Origin of the sequence: Paenibacillus sp. RC67 (assembly GCF_030020805.1) — a bacterium.
Classification (GTDB): Bacteria; Bacillota; Bacilli; order Paenibacillales; family NBRC-103111; genus Paenibacillus_S.
Genome location: NZ_CP125098.1, coordinates 5,252,905 through 5,276,806 on the forward strand (window position 1 = coordinate 5,252,905; position 23,902 = coordinate 5,276,806).

The following is a 23,902-nucleotide window of genomic DNA, read 5'->3' on the forward strand; positions in this document are numbered from 1 at the left end:
TAGATCATGTTTCATCTGCGTTTTGTTTGTAAAGCCTATCCAGCTTTTGTTCGTATTCATGGTAATTGAGGAAATCGTACAGCTCCATGCGCGTTTGCATAAGCTCCACCACGTTTTTTTGAGTCCCCTCGCTGCGGATTGTCTGGTAAATCTTCAGAGCTGCAGCATTCATTGCTCGAAAGGCGGATAGCGGGTACAATACGATACGGACTCCTGTCTGCTCCAGTTCGTCGACCGTAAAAAGCGGCGTTTGACCGAATTCGGTAATATTCGCCAATACCGGGACTCCGACTGCTTTCACGATTTTTTCGTATTGCTCCAGATTAAGTAAGGCCTCTGGAAAAATCATATCGGCTCCGGCTTCCACGCAAGCACATGCCCTGTCGATCGCCGCTTCCAGTCCTTCGACCGCAAGCGCGTCCGTACGCGCCATAACGACGAAGGTGGAATCGGACTTGGCATCTACGGCCGCCTTGATCCGGTCTACCATCTCGGAGCAGCTGACGATCGCTTTATTCGGGCGGTGACCGCACCGTTTGGCCGATACTTGGTCTTCGATATGAATGCCGGCCGCACCGGCCTGAATCATCGAGCGGACCGTTCGTCCAATATTGAAAGCACCGCCGAAGCCGGTATCGGCATCGACAAGCAGCGGCAAGGGCGTAGCGTTCGTAATTCTCCGGACGTCCTCAAGAACGTCATTTAAATTGGTAATGCCGAGATCCGGCAACCCGAAGGAAGCGTTGGCGACGCCGCCTCCGGATAAATAAATGGCACGATAGCCTGCTCGCTCCGCCATCATAGCCGTGTAGGCATTAATCGTTCCGACGACCTGCAGTGGTTGTTCAATTGTCAATGCTTCCCGCAACCGGGAACCAGGCGTTACAATACGGCTCAAAATGTCACTCTCCTGTTCGGCTTTATTACTTTGCTTTATCTACAAATTCGTTCGTATACGTTTTGGCAAGATCGATTTTGGTATCCTTGAGTTGTGGCGTAAATACGGTTAAAACCTCCAATACTTTTTCCGGACCGCCAGCAGGCATTTTCCCATCGTTCGTAAACATGGAAAGACTAGCTTGGAGTGATTTCACATACAAATCTTTGTCGCCTGCGTAATATTCCTTCGGAAGTTTGTCGGCAATTTCCTCCGCTTTATGTGTGCTCATATATTTCAAGGTTTTAACGAAAGCATTTGCCAGACGCTGCACAACTTCCGGATTTTTCTTCACGTAATCCGCGTTCATATACAAGCTTGATGCCGGGTAAGTACCACCTAGCGCTTGCTTTGCTCCTTCCTGACTCTCCAGATCGACGAATGTCGTTGCAATGCCCTTTTGTTCCAGCAATGCCGTAGTAGGCTGCGTCGCCCAGGCCACATCCACCTTACCCTGCTCCATGGCGGCAACCAACGTTCCTCCTGCGCCTATGGCCAAAGGCACGTAATCTTTAGTAGAGTTTCCGCCTTTTGTCACCAAGTAATTGACGAGAAAGTGGGACGATGCTCCGGAGCTTGTGATCCCGATATTTCTCCCTTTCAAATCGGGCAAGCCTTTAATCTGATCCTTCACTTTATTTGAAACCATCAATCTAGCACCGGGATTCGTAGCGAACTGGACGACCTCTTGAAGGATTTTCCCCTTCGCTTGCATGTCGATCGTATGATCGTAGAAGCCGACTACCCCTTGGACTTCACCGGCAATAAGCGCTTGCTCTGCATTGACGCCGGACGCCTGACTCGTTAGCTCCACTTCAAGCCCTTCTTCTTTAAAGTAGCCCAGGTTTTCAGTTAATTTGGCCGGGAGGTAAATAATTTTCTCTAATCCGCCGACCATAATGTTGACTTTCGGAAGCTTGACCGGAGCCGGTGTTGGTGCGGTGGCTTGCTGGTCATTTCCTTTCGGAGCCTGTGTAGGCCCGGAAGCCTGCTTATCTGTTGGTGCGGTTCCACAGCCAGCCAAAATCAATCCTAGCGACATCAACACGCTTACACTCAATTTTGCGTTTCTACCCAGTTTCATTCGTCATTTCCCCTTTATATGATGAAATAAATTCGTAAAACCGTAGACTATTGCCGAACGTGTCTCCACGCAATAAACCGTTTCTCTAGCTTGGTCACGCCCCAGTTAGCGGCCAAGGCGGTCACCGATAAAAGAACCATTCCCGCAAACACGCCGGTCGTATTGAAAGCCCCCTGAGCCTGGGCAATAAGAAAGCCCAATCCTTTCGTTGAACCTATAAACTCTCCGACGACCGCGCCGACAAGCGCAAAGCCGAAGCTTGAATGCAAGCTGGACAAAATCCATGTTAAGGCCGAAGGGATAATGACATGCTGCGCCAATTGGCTTTTACTTGCGCCAAGCAACCGGGCGTTGTTCAGCAAATTTTTGTCCACTTCGCGAACTCCCTGAAAAGCATTGAAAAACACAATGAAGAAAGTAAGCGTTACGCCCAGTGCGATCTTTGAAGGCATGCCTAGTCCGAACCAGATAATGAATATGGGAGCCAGCACCACCCTTGGCAGCGCATTCAACATTTGAATGTACGGACCGAAGATGACAGACAAAATATCGTTTCTCCCTAGAGCGTAACCGGCAATGACTCCGAGAATAACTCCGATGACAAAGGCGATAACCGTTTCTTCGAATGAAACGACAAAGTGGATATAGAGTGGACCCTGGCTAGTGCCTTCGACAAACCATTCGATGATTTGCTTTAGAATGGCGTAAGGACTGGAGAAGAAGAACGGATCGATAATTTTTTTATCCGATAATATTTCCCACGAGCCGAAAATCGCAATGAAGACGATGATTTGTAATGTTAGATTTCGAATTTTGATTTTTGCTGCTTTCGCTCTCATTTCCTTTTTTCCGGGATACAATTTCTTCGTGCGTATTAAGCATTGTTTGCGTTTGCATAACTAAGCATCACCTCGTCCCTCAAGTCGTTCCAAATTTGTTCGTGAAGCTCAGCGAATTGCCGATCGAAACGAATTTCCGCTACATTTCTCGGCCTCTCCAGATGAATTTTATAATCGCCCTTGATGGTTGCTCCCGGACCTGCCGTAAGAACGATAACACGATCGCTCAGAGCAATCGCTTCCTCCAGATCGTGCGTGATGAAAAAGACCGATGCAGATGTCTCCTCCCATATTTTCAGCAGCTCGTTTTCCATCAAGTGCCTCGTGTGTACGTCCAGTGCTGAAAACGATTCGTCCATAAGCAATATTTCCGGTTGGGTTATCAGGCATTGCGCCAAAGCGACGCGTTTTCTCATACCGCCGGACAGCTGATGAGGGTAATGGCCTTCGAATCCTTTGAGCCCCACCTTCTCGATCCACCGTCTCGCCTCATGATAAGCTTCGTTTTTTGGCGTTCCCGTCAGTCTTAAACCAAGCGAAACGTTATCGATGACTGTCTTCCAGGGAAATGCGTTCTCCGTCTGAAAGACGCATGCGGCACGGTCGTTGATCCCTTCCAACTGCTCTCCCTGGATTCGTACTTTGCCGACCGAAGGTTTCTCAAAACCGGCGATCAGACTTAATGTCGTCGATTTCCCGCATCCCGTTGGCCCGACAATCGAGCAAAACTCCCCCTTTTCTACACGAAGATTAATTCCCTGCAAAACGGTGTGAATTTCGCCCGACGGTTTTAAAAATTCTTTTGTGACCCCTTGCAGATCGATCATTGGAGAATCGGATAAGCGAGAGCTCATTGGATTCATGATGATGTCCCCTTTGCGAATATTATTTGGTAGCGCTTACAACAAATTATAAACGAATCCAACTTAATTGAAATATTTTGCCGATATTATGATTATTGGCGGTTATTTCGATTTTGGCGATATTGTTAACGCCCCAGGGATAATTTATATCTTTACGGCTATCTGCAACAGACATTAAACTATGGTTATAACTTCCCTTTTTAATTTTGCATATTTGGATAAAAGGAGCCGCTTGTATGAGCCGATTCAGGAAAATGACGCTTCGAAGTAAAATTAACATGCTGGTTACCTTGAACATTTTGTTCGTTCTTGTCCTGGTCATTTCTGCCATGTTCTATATTGTCGCTGATAATCAATTTAAAGAAACGGGCAAACAAGCGTTGGGAGTAGCCAAAACCATAGCTGGCCTTACACAAATCGTGGAAGCGTTCGAACAATCCAACCCTTCACTGACGATCCAGCCGGTTACCGAACAAATACGGAACAATGTTGGGGCTGACGCGATTGTCGTTAGCAATATGAATTTAATCCGCTACAGCCATTCCAACCCTGCGGAGATCGGCAAGCATATGGTAGGTGACGATAATGATGCTGTTTTAAGCGGGAATGAAAGCATTAGTCAGGCCAAAGGAAGCCTCGGTTATTCCGTTCGGGGAAAAGCCCCAGTCTTTGACGGCAACCATAAACAAATCGGTGTGGTATCGGTCGTTTTTTTGCTAGACAACGTTTGGAGCCAATTGTTCATTTTGCTTCAAAAAGTGCTTGTCATCGGAATGGCAGCTCTCTTCTTCGGACTGCTCGGCGCTTACTTGTTATCCGGTCATATCAAAAAGCAGATTTTTAACATGGAGCCGCATGAAATCGCTTTCGTAACACAAGAGCAATCTGCTATATTGGATGCAATTAGTGAAGGGATTATCGCTGTCAACAAAGAGGGAAATATCGTAACCTGCAATCGGGAAGCCAAAAAAATTCTGGGTATGGAAGAAACGGAACTGATCGGCAAAAGCATTTACGACGTCATTCCGACAACCCGATTGCCGGAAGTACTGGACAATGGGATTTCGCAGCGTGACCAGCCTACGATCATCGGCAATACGCTTGTTATTGCGAACCGCGTCCCCGTTACCTTGTTAGGGCAGGTGATCGGTGCGGTCAGTACGTTCCGGGATAAAATGCAGCTGAACCAAATTGATGAGCGCCTCGCCGACATCGGCAGGTATGCAGATACACTGCGGAGCCAAAGACATGAGTTCATGAACAAGCTGCATCTGATTTCCGGATTGATACAAATATCGCAGTACGATCAGGCAAAGGCAGTCATTCAACAAATTAACGTAGAGCATCAGGACGCATTACATTTCTATTTGGCCAAAATTCGGGATTCGGCTGTCGTCGGCATCCTAATCGGCAAAACACACCGGGCTGGAGAGCTTGGGATCCAACTGACCGTCAGTCCGGAATCCTATATACCTTTACAGTGCTCCTATCGAGAAATTGTCGTTACGTTACTGGGAAACACGATTGAGAACGCTTTCGAGGCAATCCAGACGTCCGACGTCAAGCAGCAGCCACCGACGGTAGCCGTATTTTTGAAGGAAGAAGATGACGATCTTCTAATTCATGTGAAAGACAATGGTCCCGGTATCGATCCAGCCGTTAAGGAAATTCTGTTCAACGACGGAACGACAACAAAAGGAGACAATCGTGGCTTCGGGCTGGCCTATGTGTTCCGGTTAATTTCGAATCAAGGCGGTTTACTTACTTGCGACAGTTCCTCGGAAGGAACGACAATTCGCGCAAGTCTGCCCATTAGGAGGAATATTTAATGAAGTCAACCAATCTGCGGGTATTGGTCGTCGATGACGATTTTATGATTGCCAAAGTTCATGCCAGCTATATAGAGCTGCAGGAAGGCTATGAGCTGGTGGGAATTGCCGGTAATTTTGAACAAACCATGGAATTAGCCAGGGAGCTGAAGCCGGAGCTGCTAGTTCTCGATGTTTATTTGCCTGACCGTTCAGGCATTGACGTGCTTAGAACGCTCCGGTCCGATAAAATTTCTTGCGATGTCATATTAATTACTGCGGCCAAGGAAATCGGGATTATCGAGGAATCGTTTCAACTGGGAATTTTCGATTATCTGATTAAGCCTTTTGATCTTGATCTGTTGAAGGAAACGTTGGAGAAATACAAGTTGTTCAAAATTCATTTGCAATCCCTTGCCAAACCGGATCAGCAATTCGTGGAAGGACTGAAAAAATTCAGATCCTCCAAGCCATCGGTAGGTCAGCAGCCTCAAAAAGGAATTGATCTTAGAACGTTAGAGCGAATTAAGCAAACGATGCTGCAAAACGAAAATCCTTGTAGTGCTGAACAGATCGCCCATTTATCTGGAGTCAGCCGCTCGACGGCACGCGCTTATCTGGAATATTTCATTGAACAAGGAATAGCGAACGAATTTCTGCAATACGGGACAGTCGGTCGTCCGCAACGGCTATTTTGCCTTATGAAATAATGAATCTGCAGGTTCGTATCTTTTTTTGTGAAATTATGCAATTGTTGAGTTCGTTCATTTGCGTAATTCAGGAGGCATGAAGGGATATGGAACTAATAAATAGCAACGGCAATATCTGTTTCATTGTCGCATACACTCCAATTCATAGGTCCAATTGTCTGCTTGATGGAAAATTTTTATTACCCTACCCCCTTCTTTTATTTTCAGACACAAAAATAGCCCAGAAATGTTAAAAAATCCATGACCGAATAAAGGTGCATCACTTTTCTACCCCTAGGCATTATTCTGTTCCTACTGGACTCTTTTTTATGCCTAGGCGCATGGGGCCATGAGGTACGTTTCATATACTTTTGCAAAGTATATGACCTACCCTGACACTTTCCGCTACGCGGTAAAGGTGTCTCGAGAGCGCTGCCGCGGGCTTTAGAAACAGCGGGCGTGGTGTCAATACACGTCGTCTTTATGTACCGCCCCCGTTTCAAAAACACACACGTTTTTGCTGGAAAATTTTGATGGTGGGTGATAGTATCTCTTTATGTCTGTAATTCGTTTGTTGTTTGGAAATAATGAGAAGTAAGACTTACAACTAACAATGTTATTCTTAAAGGAGGTTTGAGTATGATAGAACAAGTTACAGTTGTAGCTAACCCGTCCTATCCATTGGAAGGGATTTTGACGCTGCCAGATACCCATACAGAAAAAGTTCCAGCGGTTGTATTTGTACATGGCTCCGGTGCCTTGGATAAAGACGAAACAATTGGTGCTAATAAACTGTTTCGAGACCTCGCGGATGGCCTTGCCAAAAAAGGAATTGCATCCCTGCGGTATGATAAACGCACTTGCACCTATGGCAAGCAGCTTATTCAAGAATTCGGCGGCAGTTTAACCGTGGAAGAAGAGATAATTCACGATGCGCTATTTGCTTCCCGCATGTTAAAGGCAGATCCGCGTGTAGATGCTAACCGTGTATTTATGATTGGCCACAGCCAGGGTGGGATGCTCGCTCCCAGAATCGATGCCGAGGGTGGCGATTTTGCCGGGCTTGTAATTCTTGCTGGCACACTTCGGACGCTGGACGAAGTTATCATTGAGCAAAATGAAGATTCCTTGAAACAGCTTGACGAATCTCAGCGTGAAATGGCATCACAGCAGATAAAAGCACTAAAAGACAAGTTTGATTCCATCGCCGACATGTCTGAAGAGATAGCAAAGCAATCCCTATTGCTTGGTTCCGTCTATGCATGGTATCTAAAGGAAATGCAGCAACACCCAAATAAAGAGTATCTGATAAAAACTAATAAGCCAGTGTTTGTTTTGCAAGGTGATAAAGACGTTCAGGTTTCAGTTGAAAAAGACTTTAACCAATACCAACAGATATTAAAAGACCACCCCAATGCCTCATGCAAACTCTACCCCGGATTGAACCACATGTTTATGAAAGCGATATATGGCACGCTAAAAGACATATGGGAAGAATACAATGTTCCGCAAACGGTGGACGGCACTGTTATAGAGGATGTAGCAAAGTGGATTCTGTCGGTTTAGTCCGCACAATATATATGAGAAACTGAATTTGATTCTCAAAAAAACATCACAATATATGTTGCTATTGAACATTTGCATGTCCAATCCTTAAACACACGATGCATACTCTGGAGAGTAAATATCCAACCAACAGATAATCCGATTTTGCAATCGAACATTCCTACAGCGATTAATGGAGTGCATGGTTCGGCACTTCCTGTGATTGATATTTGGGTGATCGTAAAATGGCTATTATGGAATAAAGTTACAGAATCTACTTCTGTTCTACGACGACGTTTACGACCTTTACATATAAATGATGGAATAGATAGCATGGCATTTCCAATTCGTGTACTGATCATGCGATTTTGGTCAAATTTGTTATGTTTCTTTTCCTGGAACTTTCCCCCACATCCACACGAACTTGACAACGTGATACACCTCCCTTAATCGAATTTGATTATGGTGTATCGTATGCATTCACTAGTTCAACTGCGTGGACAAGGTGAGAGTATCCAGATGGAATCTGAACGCCCTTGTTGAACATAACTGCCCGCTAGAGCAATGATTTAGCCTACGTAAATCGTGCGATTTGTTCTACTTCCCTTACTTTTCAATATAAGTCCCAGGCTACAAATATTATTTACTGCAATTTAACAATGCCCTGCTTTATCGGGTAAATAACGGTAGCTCGTTGCACGGTATTCGACCCTTCCATATAACGCAGGACAGAGAAAACTCTCCAGATTTTGTTTCAATTTGCTCCAGGTCATAACTACTCCTTGTTCTATATTAATAACTACCCATTGAGGCAGTTGTCCTATTACTCATAATACTATTACTTACAATGAAAATAACTCCACCGCTGAGGGGGCATCTTTATGATCACCTTTTTATTTTGTGAAGATAAAGAAGTAGGCTTCGTCCAATCAGATAAACCCTTGAATGTATAAGATATTACAGCGACATGACTTTTTTCATAATATCTTGTTTATGAAAGGGCGAGTATGTATGATTCGTAAATATACGACTGGACCTCTGAATAACCTAACGGAGAAGGACAAGACTGTATCCAGCGATATTGTTGTGAACTCACTAAACCAGCATCAACATAAGAATGCCAAAGTAAGAATCAAAGTGTATGCATTAAACGGAAAGAAGAAATTGATTCATAATGTTGCGTTTATAGTGAAACCGAATGCATCCACATACAATAGCTTTTTTGTGGGAAATGCAAAGCAGTATGAAGTCCAATTTATTACCAATCAATTAAAGGTTCAATTTGCATCGTTTGGGATTAGTCCGAAAGATCGTTATGTTGCCGCACATCGAGTAATTAATAGTGAATTAACAAGAATCGTATGAGTATGACTTCTCTTAATTTCTCATTTGGGACTCATAATGCACTGCGTACCAATTCCAAACTACACCCTACCTATTGAGCTAGGTGCTTTCTTGAAAAGCATTGTTCGTTAAGCCGATTCTTCATTCGACATTAACGCCTAAGTCGGGGTTTCCGATCTTAGGCGTTGTTCTTTATGACATGGAAACATTTTTTCACTCCCTGCAGCTAAATTCAATTTCAGCACTCTACGGCTGAGATCAAATATATTTACGCTCCTTCAATACGAGCTTAGTCGAATACTCGGCAGAAATGTATATGTCATCGACTCCCTTTTTTGACTATAATCATCGGTTGAATACCAAGCAGAAGATATTTCGAATTTATTGATATATAATCAACTACCTCAGTAAAAAGCTATTTGGGCAGTGGAGAGAGTACGATAACCCGATTATGCTTTTAAAGGATAAACTTAGCCTTCTGATCCGTTCCTTCAGAACAAGCCAAAAAGTTGTAATGTTCTAGCCGTTCTTTTCCAAACGACATCCCAAAGGGGTTCTCACTATATATTTTTAACTTGGCTTCAAAACTGCTTCTATCTAGTTCAAAGTCCCGTGACCATTTATACATCATTTTTAACATTGTATCTGCCGTTTGATATAAACATTGATAGGACTTTGTATCAGTTCCTTCAGATATCCATTCACCATTTTTATCTATATCCTTTAGAACTTCAATTTGCTCTTCTGTTGTACGCTTATATCGCCCTGTTGGCGTTTGATGATGGACAATGGTATCGAGATAATACCAAGGTACATTCATTAAATTTTTTTGATAATCGTTTAGCCAATGTCGTCTTACCACTAGCTACAATTCCACTAACGAGGATCTTCTTCATTCCCACCTAAGCTCCCTATATCGGTCATATCAGACATATTCATGTTTCTTCGGCGCAGACCCAAGGATTTCCGTTAAAATATGTTACGCCATAGATAACTGCCCGTTAGTTGAGAAAAAGCAACCAATTTAACAGCTGCCTTTACTCCAATTTTGTGTACAATCGAAAATAATTCACACTTTGTGATTTTAATCACATAATTAAACTTTAATACATGGTACATTAAAGGTGTAGAAAGGAAGTAAACATTGTAATCGAAAGGAAGATGTAACATGAAAGCACAAAAACGGTCCCATTCTTGGCTGAATTAGATAGAGTAATTTTTTTAACACACTTTGTGAAAAAAATCACCACTTAAATTTAGGAGATGATTCTCATGCTAGGTAAATGGCTTAGAGAAAATAAATATGCAGCTGGTTTCCTTCTTTTCATACGTTTGTATATTGGATATGAATGGCTCACTCATGGATGGCAAAAGTTAACAGGCGGATTTACTGCCGAAGGATTCTTAAATAACGCGGTCACTAAACCGGTGATCGACAAAGCAACCAATGAACTTGTTTATCCGACCTTCACCACATTCATAGAACATTTTGCACTGCCAAATGTTAAAATAATTAACTTTGTGATTCCGCTCGGCGAATTCTTAGTTGGTCTTGGTTTGATTCTCGGTGCTTTGGCTACTGCCGCAGCTTTCTTCGGACTTCTCATGAACTTCATGTTCATGTTCGCGGGTACTGTAAACACGAACCCTTGGTTCATCCTTATCGGCGGGATCTTGTTCTTGGCAGGCGCAAATACCGGCAGATTCGGTTTAGACTACTACCTGATGCCGTACCTGCGCAAGCTATTCACACATAAAAAAGACGACGCTAACCGCACAGCAGGAACGGGTACAAATCACAAACCAGCACATGCCTAACCCACAACAAAACAACCCAAAAAGGATCAGCTGTTGCGGATCCTTTTTTAACTTTAACCTATTCCCGATTAATAAGTTTCAGAGTGCTTTTCCAACTGTCATAGGAATCCAATGAAAGCTCTCCCTTTTCTCCCAACAACCGCCTACCATCATAAGATCGATGCCCTTGTTAAAGAAATTGATGATTTTAAGAAAGCCTTACCGCGAATTGAATTTTGTTCTAAAAATCAGCTCTTTATCCAAAGGGTTCATTCGCTATGATTATCCTCCTCTTTAAGTAGCAATGTAGTACACGTTTTTAAAAAAGTCCTCCTGATAAAGGCATTTCCCCCTAACCTGCATTATCTGCACATTTTGTGGAATAACGGAACATATAATCAAAACCCCCGGTACTTTAGTGCCGGGAGTTCATGTTTATGGTTCCTTACTCAAAAAGAACGACTCGTTTCTCATCCGCCGACATAAGCGCCCTCAGGCAAGCCTCAGTCACGTAAAACGAATCCTCGGCGCTGACCAAACAGTGCCCTTCTCCGTTAATCTGCCGCACGAAGTCGGCGAATATTTCACGTTTGTGCACCAGCGGCAGCTCCTGCACGCCACTTTGCCGTGCATTAATCAGCAGCACCTGCTGATCCCGGACCTCTAACACGCCGGACGTTCCGGCGATGCGAATCCGGTCGTCACCGTGCGACGGCGCCTCGTTCGGCCTCAAGTAGTCTATGCTGACCGAGGCGCTGGTTTCGCCTGACATGGTAAATTGGCACTGTGCCGTGAGCTCCAGCTCGCCATGTCCTTCATTAAATAAGGTAGAATGCGTTGCGTACACCGTTTCAAACCGTTGGCCGCTGTACCAACGGACCCAATCAATTGCATGACTGCCGACCCAAGGAATCGTACCGCCATAAGTGTGCCGCTTCGTAAAAGGTTCACCCCGGCGGCCGAGCCGGTATGACTTCTGTGCCTGCAATTGCCGCACTTCGCCCACCGCCCCTTCGCAAACCGCAAGCCATGCGGTCAAAAAAGCCGGCTGATAACGGATGCTGAGCATTGCTGCAAGATGCACGCCTTTGCCCTCCGCAACAGCAAACACCTCACGCAGCATAGCCAAGTCGTCCAGCGTCGTCGCGATCGGCTTTTCGACAAACACGTGGATACCTCGGCGCAACGCCTCCGCAGTAATTCGGGCATGGTCGTGAAAATGACAAGCGACCGCCACAATGTCCGGCTCGACTTCGTTCAGCAACTTCATGTAATCCTCATAGACGACGGGCGAGTGGCCCTCCTTATGCGCTGTTTGTGTGACCTTGTCCAGCGTCTCGCCGGCGGAACCGACAGACACGGCGGCAAGCGTGACCTCCGGCAGCTCACGCAGCCCACCGAACACATAATTGGTGTGCCCAGTAACACCGATCATCGCTAATTTCATAAATGCAACACCTCAATTTCTAATCGAATTGGAAGTATAAGAGTACCTTGGCAGCTCTTTCTTTTTTCAACTAATGTGTCCCGTTATCTCAATATCATTTCAAAAAAATGTTATATGAGTGTTTTGGTCATTATAAAATCTATTTGTTCTTCATCACCCATATAGAAAGAGTGGGCTCCTGTTTGAACAAACCCCATTTTCTTATAAAAAGCAATAGCATTTTCATTTTTTTCCCATACGCCTAGCCAGATTTTCTTTTTATCATATTCCATCGTAATTTCTATAGCTTTATTTAGCAGATATTTACCCAGCCCATGTTTTTGAAATTTGCTCATTATATAAATCCTCTCGATTTCAAGTGATTCATCACCCATTTCTTCAGACTGAGCATCATTGGTATTGACCTTTAAATATCCAGCAACTTCACTATTAAAATAAACAAAAAAGAATTGCGAAGATATATTGGACAATTCTTTTTCTATTTGTTTTAAGTTAAATGCTCTTTCCAAGTAGGCTTTCATATTTTTAGGTGAATTTTGATTCATAAAAGTTTCATTAAATGTTTCAACACTAATTTCTTGAAGTAAGCCTATATCTTCTAACGTGCACTTTTTTGTATTTAGTGTCATTCTATTTGTCCTCCTATTAATAAATCAATAATTTCTCTTGTTTCCCTTTTTTACAAACTCCCAGTCTTTTTCTACATTTTTTCTGACTCTTTGCAGCAGGCTAAAAATGGTTTCTACTTCACTTTCGGAGAATTCAGATAGTGCGACCATATTGGAATAATCGTTTTCCCTTTTTAAAAAAGGATAAACATTTTTCCCTTTCTCTGTTGGAAAGAGTTTTTTAATTTTTTTGTTATGTTTATCATCATTTTTTTCAATAAATCCATTAATTTCAAGATTTTTTATAGCACGAGCAGCTGTTGTTCTATCTACTTTTATCTTCTCAGCTAACTTTTCTTGAATGATTCCTGGGTTTTCACATATTCGCACAAGGTACAAATACTGCCCTTTTGTAAGGTCATATTCTTTAAATTCTATATTACTTATAGAATCTAATGCCCTTGCTATCATTCCAATTTCACGAAGAATTTCCTTCATAATTACTCCTCATAACGTTTTTTATTGCAAATGCAATAAAAATGATTTAAAACAAATTTAACCTATTTTTATTGCATTTGCAACAAAAAATAATTTTATTGGACTACGTCCGGCAGTAGTTTTAGAAGCAACCGAACCAATAGTTTTTTGTAGAGATGTACTAATTACATCATTTGTTACAATCGTCCAAACACTATTTCGATGTCTACATAAATTATGCATAAGCAGTCTCTGCGATACGATGGATAGGTAAGTACAATATGTGGATAGATGTGGGCATGACTTTTAGCTTGAAGTTCATAAAGAAGAACGAATCAAAACGTTCGAAGGGAAGGATGCTGACATGGGAGGATTCCGATCTCCTAACGTTTGGGTAATGACAACAGAGTTTAGTCCACTAATCATCGGTGGGCTTGGAACTGTTGCGACCAACCTATCACAAGCGATGGGTAGAAAAAACATTAAGATTATCGTATGGAGTAAAGGTTCTGGCAAGCAAGTAACGTATACCCGTCAGAATGACTTACTTATAATTAGTGTTCCCCAAACTGCTCTTTATTTTGACAGTAGTAATCGTTCTTACAAAATCGGTTCTTTGAAACGAGCAGCCTCAAAATATATTAAGAGAAAACCGGATGTCATTCATGTGCATAGTTTGGAGTATGCGAGGGAGGCATTGTTATACAAGAAAAGATATCGGATTCCCATTGTGTATACCTGCCACTCTTTAGTTGAATCAAGACAAAGATGGGGAAAAATCTTAAAGGAAATTATTCTAGGTGCCGATCGAGTCGTTGCTCCAAGTAAATGGTTGAAGAATAACATTGTGAAGAGATATCCAAAAGCTTCATCAAGGACAACAGTAATCCCCCATGGAGTAACGCCTTCCTCCCAAACATCAAAGGCCCCTTGGCATAAGATTCTCTACGTCGGAAGAATGATTTCGTCCAAAGGGGTTTCCTCGTTAGTGGAGGCTACGGGTACGTTAGCGCGTAAGCATAATAAGCTCAGTTTAACGATCATCGGCAAAGGTTCTAGCAGATATCGAAATAGACTTGCTACCATCGCACGACGTAAAGGATTTGCATCGAAAGTACGATTTCTCGGTTTCCTTCCGCCACATAAACTAAAACATAAATATGCATCCTTTGGTATAGTCGTCGTACCAAGTAAAAAGGGGGAATCATTTTGTCTTACAGCACTTGAAGCGATGGCTAGTGGTAACCCTCTTGTTTCCACCCGTGCCGGCGGTTTAAAGGAACTTGTCAATTATCAAAACTCACAAATCATTCCATACGTTACTAGTAAAGCAATCGCATCATCGATCGAGCAAGTCTTGATAAACCCAACGAAAACAAAGTGGAGAATACGTAACGCCAAACTCAAGGCACGGCGCTATCGTTGGCCTGATATAGCTGAGCGATACAAAAAATTATTTGTACGCCTAAAAAGGAGGAAGTGAATGGGTAAGAACAACTCTCGTGAAGCAGCGACATTGCTTACCAGGTTTAAGGTAAAGGCCAAACGAATAGACTATGTCCAAAAAGGGGTTTATAGAGTTGTTTTGATCAATGGCAGTATGTATTGCTTGAAGCGTATGCCCTGCCCGGTGACTCGTTTGCATTGGATTGATAGAGCACTCCTTAGAGTTAAGAAAACAGGGTTTCCCAGAATGGCCTGGCGAAAGCCTTTGACGCGAGAGGGGAAACGATTATTCGTAAGAGCACATTCTAGAACCAACTATATACTCACACCATGGATACAAGGAAGATGGCCTGATCCTCGTTCAAGTAAAGATATGCGCGCATGCGGAATTGCCTTAGCGAAATTTCACAGTGCTGGTCGGAACGTTGATTTATTCAAAGCTGGTTCTTCTAACATGTTGGGGAGTTGGCCAAGAATGCTTGGAATACAACACATTTTCTTGAAAAAGCATGTAACTACTGCCCATAAAAACGGGTTCCACAGGCAGATGGATCATCTTCTTAAGCAGCATGGCCATGAGATTTTGGGCTATTCTAAAGCAGCTTCTCGGGGTTTACTTAATTCTAAGTACAAGGCAATTTGCAGTGGAAGCCGAAATAGGGCTACATTGTGTCATGGAGATGGTGGACCGACAAATTTTATTATAAATAGTACAGGAACCCATCTGATCGACTTTGAAACCCTCCGATTCGACTTACGCGCTTACGAATTATACAGGGTCCTGTATAATTCATGTAAAGACCATAGCTGGAATTTTGCGATCGCCCGCTCCATCCTTGACGGTTATCAATCGGTTAACAAACTCAATAAAGAAGATTTTGCTCTTTTGAAGGTCTGGCTACGTTTTCCTCAAACGACGTACCTTTTACTCAGGAAATTTAATCATAGAAGTCTAAAAGATAAAACAACTTCGGAGAAAGAATTTCTGCGAGCTCTTAAGGACGAAAGGAGAATTACCTTGTTTCTTAAGCATTTAGACAAATATGCGAGATAATTATTATGGCTTTGCCGATCCGTTGCGTTAAACGGAGCTTTTTTCTAATAAGGGATAAGCGTTATATGCTATAATTGCGCCGTTTTTTTACGCGAACTAATATGACAATTAAACGAGCAGGCTGCAAGGCATCTGCTCGTTGTTACTGTTCAACTATTGTATCCGTTAGTTCAACGACTTAAGATTTTGTTTCATCAATGAGGCAATTTTTTGCTCGTCTGACTTGTTAATCTTTTCTAATTGCTCTATTACAAGTCCCTGTCGTTGTGCGGAATGATTTTGGCTTAACTTTGCTTTTCCTTCTATACTATTTATTTTTATCTTAAAGGCTTGAACTCCTTTATTCATGCCATTTAGAAACTCTGGATCTACGTCCTGCAGCCTGTAAGAACTATCACTGGCCTCGTACTTTAATACCATATCATTTAAAGATGCCATTATCTCTTGTTCGTCCTCGATGAATTCGATTTCCCCATATACGTGAACGGTCACGTAGTTCCACGTTGGCACAGCCTTGTTTGTCTCATACCAAGAGGGAGAAATATAACAATGCGGACCATGAAATATCGCCAATACAAGTTGATTTCTTATATCTTTCCATTGAGGATTAGGACGAGCAAAATGTCCGTATAAATACTGATAATTGGTGTCTAGAATTAAAGGCAAATGGGTAGCATAGGGTACTCCCTCAAGTTGAGAAAACAAAGTAGCGAAGCTATTTTCTCTCATAATTTTGTGGGAAACAACTAAATCCGTAATTTTGAAATGGGACGGTATATACATATGTTTCTCTCCTCTTTATGCTTCTTTAGTACAATAATAAAGCGGTAGAGTGGCCTTGTAGAAGAACCAATTTCAATAAATTTCATTGTGCCAATTATTAAATTATCCTGCCCGTGAGCGCAACGGCTTTACTTCTACCTAAGATACGGTTCACTTCACATCTCATTGGCAAAGTATTGTACATGCTTTATCAACTGCCTACGACTAATGGTTTTATGTCCTCCGTATTTTTTACAACAACATTTCCACCTGCTACATACTGATTTTGGAAAAGCAAATCATAGGTTTCGTTTCTGTTACGTAGGTTTTTATGGGTATCAAAAGCTACCATCACGCCTTCTTTTAAAACCATCACCTTGTCGCAGTCCAAAATAGTAGATAAACGGTGAGCAATGGAAATCATGGTTTTCCCCGATGAAAGGTTCTTGAGTTCTGTAATGATGTCATTCTCATTTCCGTTGTCAAGAGCGCTTGTACTTTCATCAAAAATTAGGATGTCCCTGTCCTGTAAAAAAGCACGAGCAATAGATAGGCGCTGTCTCTGGCCCCCTGAAAGTTTTACACCTTTTTCTCCGATTATCGTATCTAATTTATTCTGCAAGGTTTCAATAAAGTCATAAATACTCGCTCTGCGGCAGCACTCTATCAATTCCGCATCGGTTGCGTCGGCCTTTGCCAGTAATAGGTTTTCTCTGATCGTCATATTGAAAAGAACCGGTTCCTGCACAACTATACTAACTTTTTCTGACAGACTCTCGCTGTTCACAGTGTATATATCAATGCCGCCAATGCGTACAATACCACCTTGCGGTTTAATCTTCCCTGTCAACAGTTTAGCGATGGTAGACTTACCGCTGCCGCTTTTTCCGACGATTGCCAGATGTTCACCCTTACTCACGGAGAACGAAATACCGCCAAGAGCAAATGAATCGTTTCCCTCATATGTAAATTTCAGATTTTCAACATGAATATCTGTTCCGTCAATTTTCTTATAGGGTCTCTTACCTATTTCTAAATTCAGTATCTCGACAACTTTTTCGATATTCACCGAATCATTCTTAAAATTTATTATGGAATTACTTATGTTTTCTATATTCCCGAAAAACTGCCCGTAAAAGCTGATAAAAACGAGCAACCCACCGACTTGCGAGTAACCCATAATTACAAATAATCCGCCAATAAAATAGATAAATAACTGGGTAATGAAGTTTTTCGTGAAGAACGAATAGGTAATCCCTAGATGCAAATAGAACTTGTTTAGAAACCAAATATGCCTTATCTTCTTGTAGTGTCCGTTTAATTCATCAAGTTGCCCGTCTTCAAGGTTGTTGATCTTGATATCCTTCCAGTTTTGAAAAGTCGAGTGTAAAAAGGTTTCATATCTTGTTTGCAGTTTCCTTATTTCCTCTCCGGTTTTCTTCGTTTTTCCTCCCAAAAAATTAACCGTTAAAAAAGATATCGGAACAAAAATAAAACTGAAAAGCGCGATCCGCCAGTCGTAACACAGCAAAATAACCGCCAGCGCAAAAGCGTAACCGACGCCGTAAGTAAAATCTAGTATATGGGTCGTAAAAAAATTCCCGGCAACAGTAGAATCGCTTTCAATCCGACTCTTAACGTCGCCAATGCTATATTTGCTATATACATCATGATCAAGGCTGGTATACTTCTTCAACAATTTATTCTTTATTCTCAGGTCATATTTCAGTATTAACCGGTTTGAAAACCTCTTACTGACTGTGATCCCGATTGTCGCGAACAGGAAAACAGCCAGATAACCGATGATGACAGGTGAAAGCTCGTTCATATTTTTTTCCACTAAAACGCGATTCACCAAAAACGAGTACAAGAACAAAGGAATAAGCCCGAATATTAAGTTCCACACCTTGAAAAAGCCAAGCGCAATCAATGGCTTGTTAATGCCATCTATATCCCGAGTTAATGCCTTAAAGCTATCCAACCGATTCATAAGCTTCATCTCCAATATACTGTTCGCGGAATAAGTCTATATACGTTTCATTACTATTAATCAGCACGTCGTGAGTATCAAAGCCTGCAACAACGCCGTCCGCTAAAACCGCGATTTTATCACAGTATTTGATGGTGGAAAAACGGTGGGCGATTATAATAAGCGTCCGATCTTCCGACATATCCCTCATTATGCTCCTAATAAGCGCTTCGTTCTGGCTGTCAAGGAACGATGTGGCTTCATCGAGGATCAAAATCTTGGGATTCTTGACTAATATCCTGGCGATAGCCAGACGCTGCTTCTGCCCGCCGGATAATTCTTGCCCGTCAGTTCCAAGCAGGGTGTCCAGTCCGTTTGGAAGTGTCAGGTAAACATCATAAAGAGCGGCTTGCTTAAGCGCTTCCAGCAACGCATCATCATGATCCTTGTTATTCGTAAATGAAAGATTGTAACGCAGGGTATGATCATAAAGGATTGTCTCCTGATGGACAATACCCACCTGGCTCCGCAAGCTATGCAGGTTATATTCATTGACATTCATTCCATCGATTAGAAGCTCGCCGCCGTTAACGTTATATAAATTGTAGAGCAGGTTCGCCATCGATGTTTTACCAGCGCCGCTCCTTCCGACAATGCCAATTGTGCTTCCTGCATCAACACGGAGATTGAATCCGTTCAGAACATGCTTATCTTCGGTGTACCCAAAAGTGACATTGTTAAATTCAATCGTGCCATCCTTAATTTGCTTCGGAGGATGGCTTTCTTTGTAATCTTCTTCGTCTTCATTCAGAATATCCACGACACGTTGTAAGGAGACAAGTTGCTTCCCGGCATCCATAATTTTGCCGTTTATGGTGCTGAAGTAGTTTACAGCCATATTGAAATAGCTTACGGCGGCTACAAAAACGCCGAGCTTCATCTGGCCTTTAACAATGAAATAAGCACAGGTCACAAATATCACCAGTTGCGCGATAAGCATAATGAACGAATTAACCCTTTCTGCCGTCACTTCGATTCTTCCGCTTACCACGTTCATTTTATTGATGGCTGTCGTTTTTCTTAAATAAAACCTCGTTACTTGTTTACGTGCGTTAAGGATTTTTATCTCCTGCAAATTTTTCACGATTTCAAACAAGTAAGAGGATAGTTTGCCCTGTTCCTTTGAAATATCCTTCCTGACATTTTGCGATTTTTTCTTGAAATGTTTCGAGGTAAAAAACACGACGGGAACCAGAACGACTGTGAAAACTCCTAAAAGTAGATTGTAGTAAAACATGAAGCAGACAGCGAATAGTATATGTAAAAAGTTAGAGTATCCCCAAAGACTGCTCTGAAATACGAGATTTCCAATATCCGTGGTGTCATTGTTCATTCGGCTGATCATATCTCCGCTGTACATCCCGGAGAGGTCTTTCCCTTTTTTATGTAATATCTTCTTGAATAGAGCCCGCCGTATATCAAAGACAAAACCCGTCATCAACTGTGACTGAATGAGATTGTTTAACGTCATAACGATAAACTGATTGAAAAATAGTATGCCAGCATAGATAAAGCACAAATTCAAAAAGGCAGTCATGTCTTTATCATAAAAAGCGATATTAACAATTTTCCCGTTGAGGAACGGAAAAATCAAATTAGTCAACGTCGCTAATGTAGTGATGATGAACCCACATAAAAATACCCATTTGTGCATCAACACAAATTTTGTGACCCATTGCCTTGTCGTCATAAATGCACCTCTCTTATCTATAGCAGATATGGATAACGCTCACGCCTCTTGATCATTGGCTAATGGCCCAAATAAAGTAATTTTTCGAGTTCTGGGAGTGTAGTTACACTGAACCATTTATCAGCAGTATTAGCCCAATTTTTTTTGTTCTAAAACCCTTTTATTATCAAGAGTGTTTTTTCTTGAATTTAATAATATATTGCTCATTTAAACATCCTTCTTAATTCTTGGTTTCGAATGCTACCTATCGTAAAATATAATATCTTATTTTACAAACCTCAAAAACGCATGTTCGCTATTTTGCATAGATTTACACATTCACATTACAACGCCTAAATTCAGGATTTTCAGAAAATAACAACTCTGTTTATCTCTACAAACCTTAGATTTCCTCATCTTTCCTCTGTTAGTACATTTAGCTAAACTGCCCGTTAATTTAATGAAAAACAGCCGATCATGATGGTCGACTGCCGCGGTGTCTTTATTCAACTATTGTACCCGTTAGCGTTGCAAACAGCTAAAACGGAGTAAATATTAACCTGCTTCCATCGAGTTCTTTACATTTATGGGCTAATTCAATTACGTCATCGATAGCTGCAATCTGATAAATCAGCCCAAAATTCATAATTAGGGCTTTTCTCTTCTTGTACCAGATACAATTCATTGTTTTCGCTTTCGATTCTAGCTAGGTTTTTTCCGCTTGCACTTTGCCATATAATTCTAAATATTTATTCACTCCCAAAAGTATCCAAATAATATTTTACTGAATGGAGACAGCATTTCATGCTACCTCCGCAGCTACAGTAATGGGGAGATAGTTGTTGAAGTATTGCTAATTCAACCGCTTGTCCCTCCACTGGTTGGCTAACGAGCTGCGCAAAGCGTCTGGTCAAGAAGAAGAGTAAAGAGAAACAACCAAAACTCCGTTTAGTCGGAGCTTGGTTGTTGGGAAAATTATTAAATAAAACTACGACCTATAATGACTAAAAGAATGAAAAGTACCAAGATGACGCCAACACTAGTAAAGGCACCGCCACAACTAAATCCACCGCCTAAACCGCCTAATCCAAATCCCATTGTTATGTCCTCCTTTCAATAATGAAATTTTGAAATTAAGGAGTGTGTTATCCCAAGACCAAGATATGTCGTTCAAGGTTGATGTGATTGGACGAATATACATAGGGTATAAATGGGATTGAAGTAAGTATGCTCTAATAGACTCCTACCTAATTATCATTTTTTTATGATTGACATCAAATAAAAAGCAAATCATATAATTTTGTCGATGAACCTCCTCGTTCAATGACTCTCATGAATTTTGAAGTGGACTAACAACTGATTCTTCGGGATTGAGGGCTTTTTTCGTTTAATATAGACTTATTGAGTTATGATTCATGTACGAGGTCCTTATTAGCAAGTAAAAAGTATTGTTGCTGGTCTTTGGCTGTAATGATTATGCGCCCATGAGCATCATAATCCATATCTAGTATATCCGTAGCCTTCAGAGTTTTTAATCACTTCCTGAGAACTGTAGATTTGATGCATATATTGTGATCACAAAAGAAGAAAACAGAATGGGCTGAAATTATTCCATTATTTGCACAAAATGGGGTTTCATATTGTCAACAAATCTATTTTAGAAAAATACACTGGTAATATGGTTAACAATGACTTTTGCGAAATATGTGTTCCTATAAAACGGTTATAAGTAACGATATCTTCCGTTTGCATGAGAAAGGCAGTCGATCGCCCGCTTTGACCTGCTGCCATAATATCTTTACTTGAGCTATCCGATCCCGTTTACCATGTTATCTGCACATTTAGCTTAATGATGAAGAGGAGCTGCTACAACACCTGCCCTACGTTCTCCGTTAGTTCAACGTTTTTACGTATAAATGTTGTACTGAGATAAAATAAATGCGCGTTAAATGATGTGCTTACAGATCAATCAAAGACAAAAGCGATGATGGAGAGAGTACGCGGTTTAAGGTTCTTGACAGGGACGGTGTGCCGACTGACTGAGAGCACCCGAATGAATCTATCCGCCGAAGTTCACTCCTGAGTTGGTTTACTGAACGAATCTCAATTACTGAGATCGCTAGGTATACCCGTAGTTCTCTGCGTTAAAGAGGTTAAAGTGAGAAATGGGGTATGTCTCTGGATAAGCGTCATTTCTAATAAGGGTGGTACCACGGCTCCTCGTCCCTTTCAGACAGGAGTCTTTTTATTGTTCTATTACGATCATAAGGGGAGATTTAAATGAAAACATCCAGCTTGAAACACTTAAGAGACAAACTGAACATCATCAATCAAAATCTTCTTGAGCTTCTATGCGATCGGGCATACATCGTCAAAGAAATCGGTGAAGTAAAGGAAAAACAAGGAACGCCTAAGTTCGATCCTCTTCGTGAGAAGGAAATGTTGGACGAATTGGTTGCCGCGAACAAGGGTCCGTTTGATGACAAAACGATCCAACAGTTATTCAAGCAAATTTTTCAAGCCTCTTTAAATCTTCAAGAATCCGAGCATAAGAAACATTTACTAGTCAGCCGCAAGAAGCAGCAGGAAGACACTATCGTTCATATAGGCGATGTAGCCGTCGGGGGATCAAATCCATTAATAATCGCAGGTCCTTGCTCGGTCGAAAGCTATGAACAAGTTCGACTTGTGGCAAAAGCTTTAAAGGAGGCGGGCATTACAGTGATGCGCGGAGGAGCGTTCAAACCCAGGACATCGCCATATGATTTCCAGGGTCTCGGGTTCGAAGGCCTGAATATTTTGAAGGAGGTCGCAAGCGAATTTGGCCTGAAGACGATTAGCGAAATTGTAGACCCGAGACATATCGAACTTGCTTCTGAATATATTGATGTTATTCAAATCGGGGCTCGCAACATGCAGAATTTCGAATTGCTTAAAGCTGCAGGTGAAACCCGCACACCAATACTCCTAAAGCGAGGGCTGGCAGCGACAATAGATGAGTTTTTACATGCAGCAGAGTATATCATATCCCGAGGCAACACCCAAGTTATGCTGATTGAGCGTGGAATCCGAACTTATGAGAAGGCGACCCGTAACACACTGGACATCTCCGCAGTGCCAATACTGAAGCAAGAAAGTCATTTACCTGTCCTCGTGGATGTAACCCATTCAACTGGTCGAAAAGATATACTTGCTCCTTGTGCAAAAGCAGCTCTCGCGGCTGGTGCTGATGGTGTTATGGTAGAAGTCCACCCAGATCCTGCAACAGCTTTATCCGATGCTACACAACAACTTAACATTGATGAATTCAATCGTTTCTATGCCAGTGTTAGAGAATCTGGATTGCTTTCGTAAATTACCTTCCTGCCCCTTTTCCTATATTCCCGTTAGGTGAGAAAAGGCTGCCGTTCGTGCCGGCAGCCTTGTATTGGGGATTATTGAACTCGTACCCATTAGTTGAAGAAGTGACAATTACTATCCAGTATTTACATGATAATATTTATT

At 42.0% G+C, this 23,902-nt stretch carries 20 protein-coding genes and 1 pseudogene; 8 read left to right on the forward strand and 13 right to left on the reverse strand.

Features of this window, described 5'->3' with window-relative positions:
• Positions 1-4: 4 nt before the first annotated feature.
• The 4 genes from prpB to QMA13_RS23840 are packed head-to-tail and all read right to left on the reverse strand — an operon-like array spanning position 5 to position 3,723.
• Entirely contained in the window at positions 5-898 is an 894-nt protein-coding gene (gene prpB, locus QMA13_RS23825) for a methylisocitrate lyase (protein ID WP_282936224.1), read from the reverse strand.
• 25 nt (positions 899-923) lie between these two features.
• Positions 924-2,021, reverse strand: a complete 1,098-nt coding sequence (locus tag QMA13_RS23830; protein ID WP_282936225.1) for an ABC transporter substrate-binding protein — start codon at positions 2,019-2,021, stop codon at positions 924-926.
• Positions 2,022-2,068: 47 nt separating this feature from the next.
• The gene (locus QMA13_RS23835) at positions 2,069-2,860 is read right to left on the reverse strand and encodes an ABC transporter permease (protein ID WP_282936226.1); all 792 of its coding nucleotides are present in this window, start codon (positions 2,858-2,860) and stop codon (positions 2,069-2,071) included.
• Between the two features lie 35 nt (positions 2,861-2,895).
• A complete protein-coding gene (locus QMA13_RS23840) occupies positions 2,896-3,723 on the reverse strand; it encodes an ABC transporter ATP-binding protein (protein ID WP_282936227.1) in 828 nt (275 codons plus the stop codon).
• Between the two features lie 236 nt (positions 3,724-3,959).
• Here QMA13_RS23840 and QMA13_RS23845 point away from each other — a divergent pair, with 236 nt between their 5' ends.
• The 3 genes from QMA13_RS23845 (at position 3,960) to QMA13_RS23855 (ending at position 7,786) form a co-directional block, all read left to right on the forward strand.
• On the forward strand, positions 3,960-5,552 hold the full coding sequence (locus QMA13_RS23845; RefSeq protein ID WP_282936228.1) for an ATP-binding protein: 1,593 nt from the start codon (positions 3,960-3,962) through the stop codon (positions 5,550-5,552).
• The gene (locus tag QMA13_RS23850; protein ID WP_282936229.1) at positions 5,552-6,241 is read left to right on the forward strand and encodes a response regulator; all 690 of its coding nucleotides are present in this window, start codon (positions 5,552-5,554) and stop codon (positions 6,239-6,241) included. Before QMA13_RS23845 ends, QMA13_RS23850 begins: the two co-directional genes overlap by 1 nt.
• 618 nt (positions 6,242-6,859) lie before the next feature.
• The gene (locus QMA13_RS23855) at positions 6,860-7,786 is read left to right on the forward strand and encodes an alpha/beta hydrolase family protein (protein WP_282936230.1); all 927 of its coding nucleotides are present in this window, start codon (positions 6,860-6,862) and stop codon (positions 7,784-7,786) included.
• 635 nt (positions 7,787-8,421) lie between these two features.
• On the opposite strand, the pseudogene QMA13_RS36680 reads toward QMA13_RS23855, so the two are convergent.
• Positions 8,422-8,538 (reverse strand): annotated as a pseudogene (locus QMA13_RS36680) (SF0329 family protein); the annotation flags it as partial.
• A 238-nt stretch (positions 8,539-8,776) separates the two neighbouring features.
• On the opposite strand from QMA13_RS36680, the gene QMA13_RS23860 reads away from it, so the two are divergent.
• Positions 8,777-9,130 (forward strand): hypothetical protein, encoded by a 354-nt coding sequence (locus QMA13_RS23860; RefSeq protein WP_282936231.1) that lies wholly within the window; start codon positions 8,777-8,779, stop codon positions 9,128-9,130.
• Between the two features lie 436 nt (positions 9,131-9,566).
• On the opposite strand, the gene QMA13_RS23865 is transcribed toward QMA13_RS23860, so the two are convergent.
• Positions 9,567-9,971, reverse strand: a complete 405-nt coding sequence (locus QMA13_RS23865; protein WP_282936232.1) for a hypothetical protein — start codon at positions 9,969-9,971, stop codon at positions 9,567-9,569.
• Between the two features lie 410 nt (positions 9,972-10,381).
• Between QMA13_RS23865 and QMA13_RS23870 the strand changes: the two genes are divergently transcribed.
• A complete protein-coding gene (locus QMA13_RS23870; RefSeq protein ID WP_282936233.1) occupies positions 10,382-10,927 on the forward strand; it encodes a DoxX family protein in 546 nt (181 codons plus the stop codon).
• A gap of 424 nt (positions 10,928-11,351) precedes the next feature.
• Here the strand turns inward: QMA13_RS23870 and QMA13_RS23875 are convergent, their stop codons facing one another.
• The 3 genes from QMA13_RS23875 to QMA13_RS23885 form a co-directional block, all read right to left on the reverse strand.
• Positions 11,352-12,353 (reverse strand): Gfo/Idh/MocA family protein, encoded by a 1,002-nt coding sequence (locus QMA13_RS23875; protein ID WP_282936234.1) that lies wholly within the window; start codon positions 12,351-12,353, stop codon positions 11,352-11,354.
• 110 nt (positions 12,354-12,463) lie between these two features.
• Entirely contained in the window at positions 12,464-12,982 is a 519-nt protein-coding gene (gene paiA, locus QMA13_RS23880) for a spermidine/spermine N(1)-acetyltransferase (protein ID WP_282936235.1), read from the reverse strand.
• Between the two features lie 24 nt (positions 12,983-13,006).
• Positions 13,007-13,459: a MarR family winged helix-turn-helix transcriptional regulator gene (locus QMA13_RS23885; protein ID WP_282936236.1), complete on the reverse strand. Its 453-nt coding sequence runs from the start codon at positions 13,457-13,459 to the stop codon at positions 13,007-13,009.
• A gap of 376 nt (positions 13,460-13,835) precedes the next feature.
• On the opposite strand from QMA13_RS23885, the gene QMA13_RS23890 reads away from it, so the two are divergent.
• Both QMA13_RS23890 and QMA13_RS23895 read left to right on the forward strand, forming a co-directional pair.
• A complete protein-coding gene (locus QMA13_RS23890; protein WP_282936237.1) occupies positions 13,836-14,921 on the forward strand; it encodes a glycosyltransferase family 4 protein in 1,086 nt (361 codons plus the stop codon).
• Positions 14,922-15,938: a phosphotransferase gene (locus tag QMA13_RS23895; RefSeq protein ID WP_282936238.1), complete on the forward strand. Its 1,017-nt coding sequence runs from the start codon at positions 14,922-14,924 to the stop codon at positions 15,936-15,938.
• A 165-nt stretch (positions 15,939-16,103) separates the two neighbouring features.
• Here the strand turns inward: QMA13_RS23895 and QMA13_RS23900 are convergent, their stop codons facing one another.
• The 4 genes from QMA13_RS23900 to QMA13_RS23915 form a co-directional block, all read right to left on the reverse strand.
• Complete coding sequence (locus tag QMA13_RS23900) at positions 16,104-16,721, reverse strand: FMN-binding negative transcriptional regulator (protein ID WP_282936239.1); 618 nt, start codon at positions 16,719-16,721, stop codon at positions 16,104-16,106.
• Positions 16,722-16,911: 190 nt separating this feature from the next.
• Positions 16,912-18,690, reverse strand: coding sequence for an ABC transporter ATP-binding protein (locus QMA13_RS23905; RefSeq protein ID WP_282936240.1), 1,779 nt, complete (start codon positions 18,688-18,690; stop codon positions 16,912-16,914).
• The gene (locus QMA13_RS23910) at positions 18,674-20,419 is read right to left on the reverse strand and encodes an ABC transporter ATP-binding protein (RefSeq protein WP_282936241.1); all 1,746 of its coding nucleotides are present in this window, start codon (positions 20,417-20,419) and stop codon (positions 18,674-18,676) included. The genes QMA13_RS23905 and QMA13_RS23910 overlap by 17 nt, the downstream gene beginning before the upstream one ends.
• Positions 20,420-21,376: 957 nt before the next feature.
• Positions 21,377-21,496 carry a sporulation protein YjcZ gene (locus QMA13_RS23915; RefSeq protein ID WP_282936242.1) on the reverse strand — a complete coding sequence of 40 codons (120 nt, stop codon included), beginning with the start codon at positions 21,494-21,496 and terminating at the stop codon, positions 21,377-21,379.
• 1,182 nt (positions 21,497-22,678) lie between these two features.
• Here QMA13_RS23915 and QMA13_RS23920 point away from each other — a divergent pair.
• Positions 22,679-23,752 (forward strand): bifunctional 3-deoxy-7-phosphoheptulonate synthase/chorismate mutase, encoded by a 1,074-nt coding sequence (locus QMA13_RS23920; RefSeq protein ID WP_282936243.1) that lies wholly within the window; start codon positions 22,679-22,681, stop codon positions 23,750-23,752.
• Positions 23,753-23,902: the final 150 nt, after the last annotated feature.